Source organism: Rhizobium sp. FKY42 (assembly GCF_005222835.1).
GTDB lineage: Bacteria > Pseudomonadota > Alphaproteobacteria > Rhizobiales > Rhizobiaceae > Neorhizobium.
The window spans coordinates 1-13,414 of sequence record NZ_STGA01000018.1 but is presented as its reverse complement, the minus strand read 5'-3'; the positions used below and the strand labels follow the sequence as shown (position 1 = coordinate 13,414).

At 57.2% G+C, this 13,414-nt stretch carries 14 protein-coding genes and 1 pseudogene; 9 read left to right on the top strand and 6 right to left on the bottom strand.

Annotated elements, in window-relative coordinates; translation table 11 throughout:
• Position 1: 1 nt before the first annotated feature.
• Together E8M78_RS07550 and E8M78_RS07545 are read right to left on the bottom strand one after the other, a co-directional pair.
• Positions 2-1,135, bottom strand: coding sequence for an efflux RND transporter periplasmic adaptor subunit (locus tag E8M78_RS07550; RefSeq protein WP_137134491.1), 1,134 nt, complete (start codon positions 1,133-1,135; stop codon positions 2-4).
• A 36-nt stretch (positions 1,136-1,171) separates the two neighbouring features.
• Entirely contained in the window at positions 1,172-1,777 is a 606-nt protein-coding gene (locus tag E8M78_RS07545; RefSeq protein WP_137134490.1) for a TetR family transcriptional regulator, read from the bottom strand.
• A gap of 154 nt (positions 1,778-1,931) precedes the next feature.
• On the opposite strand from E8M78_RS07545, the gene E8M78_RS07540 reads away from it, so the two are divergent.
• Both E8M78_RS07540 and E8M78_RS07535 read left to right on the top strand, forming a co-directional pair.
• Positions 1,932-2,732 (top strand): response regulator, encoded by an 801-nt coding sequence (locus tag E8M78_RS07540; protein ID WP_170973359.1) that lies wholly within the window; start codon positions 1,932-1,934, stop codon positions 2,730-2,732.
• 55 nt (positions 2,733-2,787) lie between these two features.
• Positions 2,788-3,063 carry a BON domain-containing protein gene (locus E8M78_RS07535; RefSeq protein WP_137134488.1) on the top strand — a complete coding sequence of 92 codons (276 nt, stop codon included), beginning with the start codon at positions 2,788-2,790 and terminating at the stop codon, positions 3,061-3,063.
• A 60-nt stretch (positions 3,064-3,123) separates the two neighbouring features.
• On the opposite strand, the gene E8M78_RS07530 is transcribed toward E8M78_RS07535, so the two are convergent.
• The gene (locus E8M78_RS07530; protein WP_137134487.1) at positions 3,124-5,478 is read right to left on the bottom strand and encodes a glucose/quinate/shikimate family membrane-bound PQQ-dependent dehydrogenase; all 2,355 of its coding nucleotides are present in this window, start codon (positions 5,476-5,478) and stop codon (positions 3,124-3,126) included.
• 127 nt (positions 5,479-5,605) lie between these two features.
• Positions 5,606-6,109 (bottom strand): sigma-70 family RNA polymerase sigma factor, encoded by a 504-nt coding sequence (locus tag E8M78_RS07525; RefSeq protein WP_246658261.1) that lies wholly within the window; start codon positions 6,107-6,109, stop codon positions 5,606-5,608.
• A gap of 257 nt (positions 6,110-6,366) precedes the next feature.
• Between E8M78_RS07525 and E8M78_RS07520 the strand changes: the two are divergent.
• The 4 genes and pseudogenes from E8M78_RS07520 to E8M78_RS07510 form a co-directional block, all read left to right on the top strand.
• Positions 6,367-6,531, top strand: a pseudogene (locus E8M78_RS07520) (hypothetical protein); the annotation flags it as partial.
• A 133-nt stretch (positions 6,532-6,664) separates the two neighbouring features.
• Entirely contained in the window at positions 6,665-7,036 is a 372-nt protein-coding gene (locus E8M78_RS07515) for a hypothetical protein (protein ID WP_137134485.1), read from the top strand.
• Positions 7,037-7,201: 165 nt separating this feature from the next.
• Positions 7,202-7,378, top strand: a complete 177-nt coding sequence (locus E8M78_RS23255; RefSeq protein ID WP_170973356.1) for a hypothetical protein — start codon at positions 7,202-7,204, stop codon at positions 7,376-7,378.
• A 154-nt stretch (positions 7,379-7,532) separates the two neighbouring features.
• A complete protein-coding gene (locus tag E8M78_RS07510; RefSeq protein WP_137134484.1) occupies positions 7,533-8,030 on the top strand; it encodes a ferritin-like domain-containing protein in 498 nt (165 codons plus the stop codon).
• A gap of 48 nt (positions 8,031-8,078) precedes the next feature.
• Here the strand turns inward: E8M78_RS07510 and E8M78_RS07505 are convergent, their stop codons facing one another.
• A complete protein-coding gene (locus tag E8M78_RS07505; protein WP_137134483.1) occupies positions 8,079-8,300 on the bottom strand; it encodes a hypothetical protein in 222 nt (73 codons plus the stop codon).
• Positions 8,301-8,475: 175 nt separating this feature from the next.
• On the opposite strand from E8M78_RS07505, the gene E8M78_RS07500 reads away from it, so the two are divergent.
• Both E8M78_RS07500 and glgA read left to right on the top strand, forming a co-directional pair.
• On the top strand, positions 8,476-8,874 hold the full coding sequence (locus E8M78_RS07500; protein ID WP_170973358.1) for a DUF2934 domain-containing protein: 399 nt from the start codon (positions 8,476-8,478) through the stop codon (positions 8,872-8,874).
• A gap of 317 nt (positions 8,875-9,191) precedes the next feature.
• A complete protein-coding gene (glgA, locus tag E8M78_RS07495; RefSeq protein ID WP_137134481.1) occupies positions 9,192-10,658 on the top strand; it encodes a glycogen synthase GlgA in 1,467 nt (488 codons plus the stop codon).
• A 118-nt stretch (positions 10,659-10,776) separates the two neighbouring features.
• Here the strand turns inward: glgA and glgX are convergent, their stop codons facing one another.
• The gene (gene glgX / locus E8M78_RS07490; protein ID WP_137134480.1) at positions 10,777-12,858 is read right to left on the bottom strand and encodes a glycogen debranching protein GlgX; all 2,082 of its coding nucleotides are present in this window, start codon (positions 12,856-12,858) and stop codon (positions 10,777-10,779) included.
• 272 nt (positions 12,859-13,130) lie between these two features.
• On the opposite strand from glgX, the gene E8M78_RS07485 reads away from it, so the two are divergent.
• On the top strand, positions 13,131-13,403 hold the full coding sequence (locus E8M78_RS07485) for a hypothetical protein (protein ID WP_137134479.1): 273 nt from the start codon (positions 13,131-13,133) through the stop codon (positions 13,401-13,403).
• Positions 13,404-13,414 lie beyond the last annotated feature (11 nt).

Here is a 13,414-nt window from a genome sequence, read left to right as displayed (position 1 = left end):
ATCAGGACTTGGAAGGCGCGACTGCGGAAGTTGCACCGCCTGCTGTCTGGCCTTCGCCTTCGTAAATTTTGACCTGCAGGTCAGGCTGCATGAACTGCGTTCCGGCAGCGACAACCAGATCGCCAGCCTTCAAGCCATCGGCGATGCGCACGCCGTCTTCGGCAAATCCGTCAACCTGTACCGGGTGCGGCTGAACCTTGGAGGATGCACGATCGACCAGCCAGACGATCGATTTACCGTCCTGCTTTGCCAGTGCCGCGAGCGGAAGCACGAAACCGGGGGCGCCGCCGGAAACCTCAGCAGCAATGGTCGCCGTCATGCCCAGCCGCAGCGCGGCACTATCCGGCAGGCTGACGCGAACGGTGAATGTGCGAGACTGCTGGTCTGCACTGCCGGCCACTTCCCGCACCTTGCCTTCCAGCGCCAGATCGCCATCGGCCCAGAAGGAAGTCTTGACGGACTTGCCGGGAGAAAACTGGCGAATTTCCGCTTCTGGAACGGCTACCTCGATCTCCTTGGCACCATCCTGTGCAACACGGATGACCGGCGTACCGGCCGCCACAACCTGACCCGCTTCGGCATTGACGGCCGTGACAATGCCGTCGACGTCGGACGAGAGCACACCGTAGCCAACGCGATTTTTCGCCTGCGTCAGGGAAGATTGCGCCGCATCCCTCTGGGCGATCGCTTGGCGGGACGCAAGCTGGGCCTGCTCCAGCGAGGATTGGGAGGTGATGTTCTGGCTCTGCAAGGTCTCCGCACGCTTGAGGGCCAGCTGCGAGATTTCCACCTGCTTTTCGGCGGAGGCGAGTTCGGCCTCGGCCCGACGTACCGAGAGTTCATAGTCGGTCACATCAATACGGGCGACGGGCTGTCCTGCCTTGACCCTTTGGCCGACATCGACGAGACGCACAACGATCTTGCCATCAACACGGAAACCCAGCGGCACCTCGGTTCGGGCGCGGATCGAACCTGAATATTGCAGCACCGGATCTTCCTGGCGGGCCTTCACTTCAACCACTTTTACCGGGCGGATGACCTGCTCCGCAGTCTTCTTTTCGTCCGTGCAGCCGGACAGCATGGCCGCAAGAGCCACCATCGCCACACCCAGTTTCCCCAATCCCACAACCGACATCGTGCGGTTCCTTTTCCACGCTCGCTCGGAGCAGGTTTAACGCAGCGCCTGGATCGCGAACTCGATCAGGGCTTCAGGTGTCATGACTTCATCAGGTGCCGCCGTCTTTGCCACCAGTTGTGGGTGACAGAGACAAACACCAGCATGCATGAAGCACTCAGCCGCAAGGCGGGCGTCCTGCTGGCGGAACTCGCCCGCGTCGATGCCATCCCGGATGATTTCTTCAATGATGCCGCGAACGCGGGTCAGATGCTCTTCGATCACTGGCCATTGCTGGTCGATTGCAACGAGCACCATCTCGTGCACCTTCTGCTCATCAAGCATCGTCTCCATCACCAGCCGGTGCTGAAGAAGCGTATGCGACCGCAATCTGTCTGCGGCAGAGGCCTTGCTGCCCGCGTTCTCCGCTAGCGCGTCATATTGCGCCGAAAGCATTCTCCGAGCGATGGCCTGGTGAATATCGGCCTTCGACGCAAAGAACCGGTAGATGTTGGCGGGCGACATCGACAGTTCCTTGGCGATATCGGCAACATTCGTTTTGGAATAGCCGTAGTGTTTGAACACCCGTTCGGCGCAATCGAGGATTCGCTCGACATTGTCCTGACGGGATGTCTCGCTCGCCACTGTAGAATGATCGTTCATTGACTTCCGCCTGATGACTGACGAATTTTGAATTTCGTCAGTCATAATACGAATGTAAGATCTCGGTCAAGTAGCGGATCAAACATCGCTCCTCTGGAACTTTGCGACAAACTATCAGTTCGTTCGGGCTGCGAATCGGGGTGGGAGTATGAACATGGCTGAAGGCCGCACTGTGCGCCGTCACGTGCAGGATCGTTATCGGCTGCTGATCGAATCCATTATCGATTATGCGATCTACATGCTTAATGAAGACGGGCATGTCGCCAGCTGGAACCTTGGTGCGCGCCGCCTCAAGGGATACGACCCCGACGAGATCCTGGACCGTCATTTCTCCAATTTCTACACGCCGGAAGATCGCGATGCTGGAAGGCGGCAGAAGGCAACGAGGCCCTTCTTCACGACAAAAGGGATCGGCAAAGGAACGGGCCTTGGATTGGCCATGGTTCAGGCGCTGACGGAACAATCAGGCGGCTTCCTGCGTCTTCACAGTGAGCCTGGCTTTGGAACCCGCGCGGAAATCATTCTTCCGGTCGTCGTTTCCACTGCTGTTTCTGTGAGGACCGAGGAGCCCCTGAACTGTATGTCTGCCCCTTTCGACAAGAAACTCACCGTGCTCGCCGTTGATGACGATGCTCTCGTTCTGATGAACACCACCATGATGCTGGAAGATCTGGGCCACATCGTTATTGAGGCCTTCAACGGCCCTGAAGCGCTGAAGGTGCTTCAGTCGCGACGAGATATCGATATGGTCATAACCGACCAGTCAATGCCGATGATGACCGGCGTGGAACTGGCGGATCGGGTACAGGCAGCCCATCCGGGCGTTCCTGTTATCCTGGCAACGGGCTATTCTGAACTGCCGACGGGACAATTTCCGTCGCGACCCCATCTCAACAAGCCTTTCACACAGAACGAATTGCAAACGGCCATCGCGAACGTCTTCTCGCAGTCTTGAACCTTGAGCTCTTTTGCGCGTTTGAGTTTTGACACTCGAACCGCGGAGCAGAGAAGTGGTGTTCAAACCCCAGACCTTTCATGAAAAAGCGCCGACCGTCGTAACCGAATTTCCGACGGAAGCAGCGGTTGAAGCGCAGGTGGCGGCAGCGCTTGCTGAAGCAGGTGGACTGGATGCGGCAGACATCTCTATCACAACCAAAGATGGAACGGCCACCTTGATGGGGCGCGTGCTCCTCGACAATCAGATAAAGCGCGCCGAAGAGGTTGCCCGCTCCGTCCGAGGCGTAACCGACGTCGTCAACAAACTCGTGTCGGAACAGACGGACTAAAAACAAGATCGGCTGAATCAAAAAGCCCGCGACGAAATCGATCGTCGCGGGCTTTTGTTGTTATTGGCGCTGTCGCGGCAGGCTGTAGGCGATCACATAATCGCCCGGCTTGGTGCCGATCGAACCGTGGCCACCGGCAACCATCACGACGAACTGGCGGCCGTCGTCGACGGAATAGGTCATGGGTGTTGCCTGACCGCCTGCTGGCAGACGCGTTTCCCACAAGTGTTCACCTGTCGTGAGGTTATAGGCGCGTAGGTAGTTATCAACCGCAGCACCGAGGAAGGCGATGCCGCCCTTTGTGATCATGGGTCCACCAATGCCCGGAACACCGACCTTGAAGGGCAATGGAAGCGGCGTCATGTCATACACGGTGCCGTTCTTGTGCTTGTAGGCAATCTTGCCAGTGCGCAGATCGGCGCCTGTAACATAGCCCCATGGCGGAGCCTGGCAGGGAATGCCAAGCGGACCGAGGAAGGGTCCCATGCGCACAGCGTAGGGAGCGCCATCATTGCGGTTCAATCCCTGTTCGGAACCCTTCTCGTCCTGACCCTTCGGTGGAACCTCTGAACGTGGGACGAGCTGCGAGGTGAAAGCAAGGTATGTCGGCATGCCGAACATCACCATGCGTTCCGGATCGACCGCAACCGAACCCCAGTTGAAGGTGCCGAAATTGCCGGGATAGACCAGCGTTCCCTGCAAGGAAGGCGGCGTATACTGGCCGTCATACTTCAATTGCTTCAACCGGATACGGCACACCATCTGGTCGAACATGGTGACGCCCCACATATCCTTGCCCTGCAGCGTTGGCGGGCGGAAATTGAGCGCGGAAATCGGCTGCGTCGGCGCCGTGCGATCTTCTGGAATCGCGCCGCCCGGTGCTGGCTGCTCCGTAACCGGCAGGATCGGCTCGCCATTGCGGCGATCGAGAACGTAGATATCGCCCTGCTTCGTCGGCCCAACCAGTGCTGGCACCATGGCGCCATCCGGCTTGCTGAGGTTCATCAGAACCGGCTGGGCTGGCACGTCCATGTCCCAGAGATCGTGATGAACGAACTGACGCATCCAGCGGTCGGCACCGGTGTTGATATCCAGCGCGACAATGCCCGCCGAATATTTCTCGACGCTCTCGGAGCGGTTCATGCCGAGTTGGTCGGGAACCTGATTGCCAAGGGGAATGTAGACGAGCCCCAGTTCCTCATCCACGCTGAACACCGACCAGCTATTGGGCGAATTGGTCGTATATTTCTGCCCTTCTGGCAAAGGCTGGGTCTGCGTCGGATTGCCGGAATCCCAGTTCCACACCAGAGCGCCGCTGTTGACGTCGAAAGCGCGGATGACGCCGGACTGTTCTTGCGTCGAATAATTGTCGTTGACCGCACCGCCGATGATGATCTTGCCTGCTGCGATGACCGGCGGCGATGTGGAATAGTAGTAGCCCGCCGGATTATGCGGCATCTTCTGCTCCAGTCGCAGGACACCATTCTCCGCAAAGAAACGGCAAACCTGTCCATTCGCTGCGTCCAGTGCAATCAGCCGCGCATCTGATGTGGGGAGATAGACGCGTTCGGCACAAGGTTGCCCGGCAGCGATCTGCGGATCCTTGTAATAGGTCACGCCGCGGCAGGTCTGATGCTGGCGGTCGGGGTTCAAACCGACATTGGGGTCATACTTCCATTTCTGTTTGCCGGTCGTCGCATCAAGCGCGATCGCCCAGTTGTGCGGCGTGCAGAGATAGAGCGAATTGCCAATCTTGAGTGGGGTCACCTGATAGGTCGTCTCCCCCACATCCTCAGGAAGCTTGACGTCACCCGTCTGGTAGCGCCAGACCTCCTGAAGATCGGAGACGTTTTGAACGTTGATCTGGTCCAGAGGAGAGTACCGCTGCCCGTAGGGCGTCCGACCATACTGGTGCCATTCGCCCGCAGGCACATTGCCACCCAGCGCCGGAGCCGCCGCAATCTTGTCTGTCGGCAAGTTGCCGGAAAGATCGTTGCTGTTCACAAACATGGAGATGATTGCAATGAGAACCGCAAGGCCGACCGATGCGGCAAGGGGTGTGGCACCGGCACTGTAGCGGTGACCGGTATTCGGGCTCACAAAGCCAAGGGGCTTGCGGATCCATGGCGTGAGCAGCCACATCCCAGCCACGATGATCACGCCGCCACGCGGACCCAGCTGCCACCAGTCAAGGCCGACTTCGAGAAGTGCCCAGCCCAGAGAACCGAGAATGATGAGGGCGTAGAGCCACAAGGCTTCTGCGCGGCGAAGAAATAGCAGGATGGCGGTAACAATGAAGGCGATACCGGTAATGAGGTAGTAGGCACTGCCTCCCAGCATCAGCAGTTGCGCGCCGCCAGCCGCCAGCGCGATCCCGATCAATGTGAACAGGACCGCTGTGATCGTAACAGGCATAACGAAATCCTTGAAAAAAGGTGCAGAGAAATGAGGCCGAACGACCTCCCGCGCCCGGTGAACTTCACCTCACGCCAAAAGGTTCCCGAATTTTTCAAAGATGACTACGGTTAAGGGAGATTTTCCGCTAATCGTCCTCGCCCAGTTCCAGCAGGATCTGGTGGCGCGCCCGGTTCAGCCGGCTTTTGACCGTTCCCACGGCGACATTGCAGATTTCGGCAGCGGACTCGTAGCTTTCCCCCAGGATCGCAACGAGCGTCAGCACTTCGCGGTAGTGCGGAGGAAGCTTCGCCAAGGCACGCTGTACCTCGCGTGCACGTGTCTGCACCTCCTGGGTCGCTTCCATAGGACTATCGCCCGACACACATTCTTCCAATCCCGGTGCTTCCCGACCCAGCACCTTGGAGCGGGTGTAGAACGTGTTTCGCATAATGGTGAAAAGCCAGGATTTCAGCTTGGTGCCCGGTTCAAACTTCTCGAGATTGGCGAGTGCCTTCATCAGCGTTTCCTGCACAAGATCGTCCGCATCCGTGGGATTGCGGCAGAATGTGCGCGCAAAGGCGCGCAGCGCTGGAATGAGCCTGACAATATCTGCGCGAGCAGGATCGCGACTCAGCTGTTTTTCGGACACCGTTTGAAACCTCTCCAAAGCCTGGTGGGGTGGCGGTGGGACAAGTCGCATCATTGTATTTTGTTCCGCTAAAATGATCATATCTCAGGTTGTCCGAAACCGTACAAAAACTTGGCTTGATAAGGCTCGCGCTCTGATGAAACCAAAGCCGCTCTTTGCGGTTGAACTGGCGTTCTGAAGGAGAAGAAGTCGTGGCAGCGCTCGCACGCACGGTGCTGTTTCGGCGCCTGCGGACGCTGCTCATTCGACCGCACGGCGACGGACTGCTCGGTCTTGTGCAGGGCGGCACGCTCGAAATTCACCCGTGGGGTTCCAGCGTTTCGGATTGGGAGCGCCCCGACATGGTGATCATTGATCTGAATCCCGGCGAAGGTACAGACTGGCAGGCGGTTATGGCAGCAGCCGGAGAAGTGCGCTCGCGACATTAACCGCCGTGATGGCCTTCGGTTCCGTGTGTTACGGCCTGTCATCTCACCGACGGAACAAATAAACAGGACTATCCGTTTGCGAGGCAGGTCCAATACACGAAATCTGTTTCACGGAAAGGCGGAGAAAATGAGCATCGTTGGCACTCAGGTTATCGCAGAAGGCAGCGGCAATGCCGGATATACGGTTGAGTTTGTCGAAGATAACGGTGACGTTGTCTCGGTAACCCTTCGCTCGGATACTGCTGGAATCAACCGTAACAACGCGGTCTCGAAGGCAAAGGAATTTCTGAGCCAGATCGTCGAAAGCGACGCCCTGCCGGACAAAATGGTCGAAGGAGAGCGGAAAGAGGCTCAATCCTCGACCATGGCGACAGATAATCGCCCCTCCAAGGCAGCCCAGGAAGAGCAGCTGAACGAAGGCCTGGAAGACACATTCCCGGCAAGCGACCCTGTTTCAGCTACCATTACGTCCATTCCGGGTCGCGACCGGACCCACTGAATGATCCGGTCATAAATCAATACTTCCCTGCAACGCCCGCTGCCATATACGTCAGCGGGCGTCTGTCTGTGCACTGCACAACCTTGACAAGGATGCAGGATCGGGACTTTGCCTCTTGCTTAAGAGATCACTGATAATCTCTTGCTGGTAAGCCGAGAGGTCAGGATGAAGAAAGTGGCAGGCAATACCAATCAGGATGAAGCGCAGCGTCTGCGAACAGTCGGGCCGAAGATCGCCGACCTTTTGACTGAGATCGAAAAGGAGCCTGTGCCGGAGCGACTGATGGACCTGGCGCTCGAATTGCAACGTGCGCTGACGCAAAAGCTCGATGACAAAGACTGATGATGCTTTGATCTGCTCGATAGATCGGCTTGATAATCCCTCGTCTGTCGTCAACTGAGAAGATTCTCTCCCAATCCGTGGAACCTGGCCTGCTTCAGCCTGTTAGGAGGCCGCAAGCTTTAAGGCACCCACAACCACGAGCGGAGAGAAACACATGGCAACGAAGACGCTTGACGACCTCTTTCATGAAACACTGAAAGACATCTACTATGCCGAGCGAAAAATCTCGAAGACCCTTCCAAAGATGGCACGCGGCGCCCAGAACGCGCAATTGAAACAGGCCTTCCTCGATCACAAAGAGGAAACCGATGGCCAGATCGAGCGCCTTCAACAGGTGTTTGAACTGATCGGGAAGCGGCCACGCGGCAAGACCTGCGATGCAATCGAAGGCATCATTTCCGAGGGCGAAGAAATTCTTGAAGAGTTCAAGGGGACCCCTGCATTGGATGCGGGACTTCTGGCAGCTGCCCAGGCAGTGGAGCACTACGAGATTGCGCGCTACGGCACCCTCTGTGCCTGGGCAAAACAGCTTGGCCTTGATGAAGCCGCGCAGTTGCTTTCCGAAACTCTGAAGGAAGAAAGTGCGACGGACGAAAAGCTGAGCAAACTTGCACAGACCACGTTGAACTCCGCTGCAAAGAAAGCAGCCTAACCTTTACTTGGGCCGGCCAGACCGGTCGGCCCAAAGCCTTCTCCTTTCTCAGAACGATGGACGAGGCCCTTCCGGCTTGACTGCAGTCATCTGACCGTTGAGTTCCTGGCGGCGGAAGACAATGCGGCGTAGCGTGTCGGTTTCGCGCAGGGCATGGAGGCGTGCAGCTCTGAGTGCAAGCGAATAAGATGGATAGGAAGCAGAAGCCTTCCCGTCGAGCACATAGATCCAGCCCGAGGAATGCGGAATGATATCAAAACATTTTTCCATCGATTGAGCCCTCCCAAGCTCGGCTTCGAAACTGCCGAGATCCGCCTAGGTTCCCGCTTTCTAAAAAATTAATTTTTAGCCTTGCCAGTTTTCGATGCAGTGCACAAAATCAACTTGGACGTGGAACCTATTCGATTTTGCTAACGTTACCTGTGTTGGGCGAATGGAGAGGAATATGGCGGACTCCGAAAGTTGGATAAAGCAGCGTGCATACGAGTTGTGGGAGGCCGACGGCCAACCCCATGGAAAGCATGACGAGCATTGGGCACAAGCCAGCGCGGAATACGAGGCTCGCGCAAAAAGCAATGGAAAGGCGCCTGCAAAGCGTAAGGCAAGCGCCAGTTCCGCTGGAGAGGAGCCGTCCTCGTCGAAGAGTAATGCAGGCAAGCCTCGCGCGGAAAAAGCTGCAGTGAAGAATTCCGATGCAGGCAAGGCAGATGAAGCCAAGCCTGTCGAGAAAAAACGAGTTTCCCCGAAGAAGGCAGAAGCAAAGGCGGGGTCCAACATCGCCCCCGCAAAGCCGGCAGCCAACGCGAACCCGGCTCGAAAATCGCGCAAATCCCAACCCGCCTGATTTTAGCACAGGCCGGCTGCTCCCCGTTTACATCTTTGTCCCGTCGCACGCGTTGCGGCGGACGACCCCGTATTGCATCTGGGCTTATCAATCGAAATGCGCGCGTCGAAACTCATTCTAATTTTCTCACGCCTTTGGAACGCGGCTTCATTTTGCGCGGTTCGGCCGTATGGAAGCATTCGTGCGAACCGACCGATGGGTGAAGGAAGGATATCGATATGATGAACGCGCCCGTAAACTTCGAGAGCAGATTTAGGCGCGATGAAATCGTTGAAAAGTCGGGGCATTCCCGCGCAAGGATGAAAGAATTGGGGCCGATGAAAGTGCTTTCCGTGACGTCCGAAATGTACCCCCTTGTCAAGACCGGGGGTCTGGCGGACGTAACGGGTTCCCTTCCCAAAGCTTTGGCAAACTGCGCAATACAGACGACAACAATGCTTCCCGGCTACCCTTCCGTCCTTGCCAAGCTGCCGGACCTCCTTCCGCTGATGAGCTTTGAGGATCTGCTTGGGCAGCGCGCAACGCTGTTTCGCGCTGAGCATGAAGGTCTGGACCTTCTTATCCTCGACTGTCCTGCTCTCTATGATCGTGACGGCGGTCCCTATATCAACGCAGCGGGGGAAGACCATCACGACAACTGGTTGCGATTTGCAGTCCTGTCCAGGGCAGCAGCGGAGGTGGCCAATGGCGCACTTCCGGGCTGGCAACCCGATCTTGTACATACGCACGACTGGCAGAGCGCGCTGACCTCTGTCTACATGCGGGAGGCCGGATGTGATGTTCCGGTGGTTCTGACGATCCACAATCTCGCTTTTCAGGGTCAGTATGGTGCCGATCGTTTTCCGGCGCTTGGTTTGCCGCACCATCTGTTCAACACCAATTGCCTCGAATATTTCGGCGATATCAGCTATCTCAAGGGTGGACTGCAAACCTCGGACATGATTACGACCGTCAGTCCCACCTATGCCAGGGAAATTCTGACCAGCCGCTTCGGCATGGGTCTGGATGGCGTGCTCAATCAGCGCGTGATGTCCTTGCGTGGCATTGTGAATGGCATCGACATGGATGTCTGGAACCCTTCAACGGATCCGTTTCTGCCGAGGAACTTCGATTCCACCAGCCTGAAGCGTAAACGCGAGAACCGGGCACCGCTTCTGGAGCGATTTGGACTGGAACAGGGCGACGGGCCTGTTTTCTCGGCTATAACCCGGTTAACCTGGCAAAAAGGCATGGACATGTTCGCGGAAGCAGCGGACGAAGTGCTGTACCGGGGCGGCAGGATCGTCGTTTTCGGCCAGGGCGATCACGAAATCGAACGCATTCTGAAGCGCACGGCAGACCGCTTTCCGGGAAGGATGGCTGTCCATACGGGCTATGACGAGCCGACAGCCCATCTTATTCAGGGTGGGTCGGATGCTATCGTTCAGCCATCCCGGTTTGAACCTTGTGGCCTGACGCAGCTTTACGCGCTTCGCTACGGCAGCGTGCCGGTCGTTTCCCGCACCGGCGGGCTATCGGAGACGATCATCGATGCAAACGACGCCGCCATGTCGGCGCGCGTTGCGACCGGCTTCCAGTTCCATCCGGTCAATACCGATGGCCTGCGATTGGCTCTGCGGCGTGCGCTGGACACCTATGGCGATACCCGCAGCTGGGCGCGGTTGCAGCATCAGGGCATGAAGACGCATTTCTCATGGGAACGGAGCGCTGAGAAATACGCAGCCATTTACAACAACCTGCTGGTTCGACGGCAGGAGACGACAGATCAGCGTCGATATCGATGACCCCTGTCTGATGGCGTGTAAAAAGCTGGCGCGATGCCAGCTTTTTTATTGGCTCCACTCTAAAACCCTTCAGCAAAAGGCCGGGGCAAGTCCGGCCTTTCGACACTTGGCGCGTCACTCAGCCGCGTCGGAACACGGCAAGGCTTCGGCCTTCCAGCTCATAATCCTCTTCCTGATCGATCTCCTGACCACGGATAGACGGATCGGCTGTGGTAAGCTCCAGAATCCAGCACCCCTTGTTGAGCGGCGGGATTTTGAACGGCACTGTACCTTCGAACGGGTTGAACAGCATCAAGACGTCGGACCAGATGCCCGGCTGACCTTCGAGATCGCGACGTCCAAGATGCAAGCCAAGCGTGCTGCCCTCCAGCCATTGCTCCGGCTGCTGATAGCCCCCGCCTGCGTTGAACCAGTTCACCTCCATTCCGTCGCGCCAGCTTTCGCGGCGGAAGATCGGCTGCCTGTGGCGAAGCGCGATGATCTGCTTCGTGAACTTGCGAAGGGCCTCGTTCGTGTCCGGCAGTCCCTCCCATTGCAGCCAGGAGATTTCGCTGTCCTGGCAATAGCCGTTGTTGTTGCCCATCTGGCTTCGGCCGAATTCGTCACCCGCCAGCAGCATCGGCGTTCCATGGGACAGCAGCAACGTTGCGAGGAAGTTGCGCTTCTGACGCTCGCGAACGGCATTGATGCCCTCGTCTTCCGTTGGGCCTTCCGCACCGTAGTTGTAGCTGCGGTTGTCGTTGTGGCCATCGTTATTGTCCTCGCCGTTCGCGTCATTGTGCTTCTCGTTGTAGGAAACGAGATCGTTGAGCGTAAAACCGTCATGCGCTGCGAGGAAGTTGACGCTCGACCAAGGACGGCGGCCTCTAAGATCGTAGATATCACCCGAACCAAGCAGACGAGCGGCAAAATCCGGCGCTGTATTCTGGTCGCCCTTCCAGTATTCGCGCGTCGTATCGCGATACTTGTCGTTCCATTCTGCCCAACCGGGTGGGAAGCCACCGACCTGATAGCCGCCGGGTCCGATATCCCACGGCTCGCCGATCAGCTTGACCTTGGAGAGGATCGGGCACTGAGTGATAACGTCGAAAAAGCCACCGCGCTGGTCGAAACCTTCCGGCTCGCGACCCAGAATCGTCCCGAGATCGAAGCGGAACCCGTCGACATGCATGTGCTCGACCCAGTAGCGCAGCGAATCCATGATCATCTGCAAGACGCGCGGGTGCGAGGTGTTCACCGTGTTTCCGGTGCCGGTATCGTTGATATAGTAACGGTGATTGTCTGGCAGGGTGCGGTAATAGGAGAAGTTATCGATACCCTTGAAGGAAAGCGTCGGACCAAGTTCATTGCCTTCCGCCGTATGGTTGTAGACCACATCCAGAATGACCTCAATGCCGGCATCGTGGAAGCTGCGCACCATATCGCGGAAGCCCTGTATGCCTTTCGGGCCGTAGTAACGGGAAGCAGGAGCAAAGAAGCCGATCGAATTGTAACCCCAGAAGTTCTTCAGGCCTCTGTCGAGAAGGTGCTGGTCATCCGGAAACTCATGGACCGGCAGGAGCTCGACGGAGGTTATTCCAAGGCTCCTGATGTACTCGACCGTCGCCTTGTGTCCCATGCCCTCATAGGTGCCGCGCAAATCCTGCGGGATCGCCGGGTTGAGCTGAGTGAAGCCCTTCACATGCGTCTCGTAGATGATCGCGGACGGCCAGGGAACATTGGGGCAGTTATCGCCTTCCCAGTCGATGGCATAGGGATCGATCACCCGGCACTTCGGTGTAAACGGCGCACTGTCGCGCTCGTCGAAGGTCAGATCCTTGTCGTCGTGATAGATATCATAGGCAAAGTGCGCGTCGTTCCAATCATACGTGCCGACGAGTTCCTTTGCATAGGGGTCGAGCAGCAGCTTGTTCGGGTTGAACCGGTGGCCATTTTCCGGGTCATAGGGGCCGTGAACACGATAACCATAGAGTTGGCCCGGCTTCAGGCCGGGCAAATAGCCATGCCAGATCTCATGTGTGTTCACGGGCAGGGTCAGCCTTGCGATTTCAGTCTTGCCGGTGGGGTCGAACAGGCACAGCTCCACGCGCTCCGCATGTGCTGAAAACAACGCGAAATTCGTTCCCCGCCCATCAAACGTGGCACCCAGTTCCAGCCATGTGCCAGATTCGATCGTAAAATTGTGTGACTTCGTGTCCATACCGCACCCTGCTGTTGCTTTGCACAATCAAAAGCGCGAGATGGTTTTTCGTTCCCGTTTGGCGAAGGGAATCTAGGCGGCGGCCGTGCGTCTTGAGGCGGTCACGGATGTCTCTGCCAGGGGTCATTGCCCTCGGTTCAGACCGCGCTGCCATATGTTCATTCTCCAATATCTATCTGGCTGCTTAACTCGCCCGTTTGCGCCATTGTTCCCAAATCCGCGCGTCGCACTATCTCGGCTTCAAACGGAAACCGCAAAACAGGAGAAAGCGAATGACTGCCTTGACCCCGGAAGAACTCGAAGGACGAGTGAACGCGCATCGCGAGTTGATGATAGACCTCGTCGCAGCGCTCATGGGCGGAGACCGCGCCATCGACCGCTTCATCGCCAGTATCCGCGATGACGCCAGTTATAAAAATCATGAGGAAGATCCGGGCGTCATCCCAACCGAAGGCCTCGTGCTCGAGGCCGGAATGGCACGCGAGATAGTTCGCCCTGAAAAATCGCAAAACTCTTTTGTTTTCAGGGATTCCCAAGGAGATTGAAGTATAGGAAA

What these genes read in the sequence shown, in the direction of transcription:
- E8M78_RS07545 (WP_137134490.1), bottom strand. Translation starts at nt 1,777, where the DNA reads ATGAACGATCATTCTACAGTGGCGAGCGAGACATCCCGTCAGGACAAT.
- E8M78_RS07510 (WP_137134484.1), top strand. Translation starts at nt 7,533, where the DNA reads ATGGCAACGAAGACGCTTGACGACCTCTTTCATGAAACACTGAAAGAC.
- E8M78_RS07530 (WP_137134487.1), bottom strand. Translation starts at nt 5,478, where the DNA reads ATGCCTGTTACGATCACAGCGGTCCTGTTCACATTGATCGGGATCGCG.
- glgA (WP_137134481.1), top strand. Translation starts at nt 9,192, where the DNA reads ATGAAAGTGCTTTCCGTGACGTCCGAAATGTACCCCCTTGTCAAGACC.
- glgX (WP_137134480.1), bottom strand. Translation starts at nt 12,858, where the DNA reads ATGGACACGAAGTCACACAATTTTACGATCGAATCTGGCACATGGCTG.
- E8M78_RS07500 (WP_170973358.1), top strand. Translation starts at nt 8,476, where the DNA reads ATGGCGGACTCCGAAAGTTGGATAAAGCAGCGTGCATACGAGTTGTGG.
- E8M78_RS07505 (WP_137134483.1), bottom strand. Translation starts at nt 8,300, where the DNA reads ATGGAAAAATGTTTTGATATCATTCCGCATTCCTCGGGCTGGATCTAT.
- E8M78_RS07540 (WP_170973359.1), top strand. Translation starts at nt 1,932, where the DNA reads ATGGCTGAAGGCCGCACTGTGCGCCGTCACGTGCAGGATCGTTATCGG.
- E8M78_RS07515 (WP_137134485.1), top strand. Translation starts at nt 6,665, where the DNA reads ATGAGCATCGTTGGCACTCAGGTTATCGCAGAAGGCAGCGGCAATGCC.
- E8M78_RS07550 (WP_137134491.1), bottom strand. Translation starts at nt 1,135, where the DNA reads ATGTCGGTTGTGGGATTGGGGAAACTGGGTGTGGCGATGGTGGCTCTT.
- E8M78_RS07485 (WP_137134479.1), top strand. Translation starts at nt 13,131, where the DNA reads ATGACTGCCTTGACCCCGGAAGAACTCGAAGGACGAGTGAACGCGCAT.
- E8M78_RS23255 (WP_170973356.1), top strand. Translation starts at nt 7,202, where the DNA reads ATGAAGAAAGTGGCAGGCAATACCAATCAGGATGAAGCGCAGCGTCTG.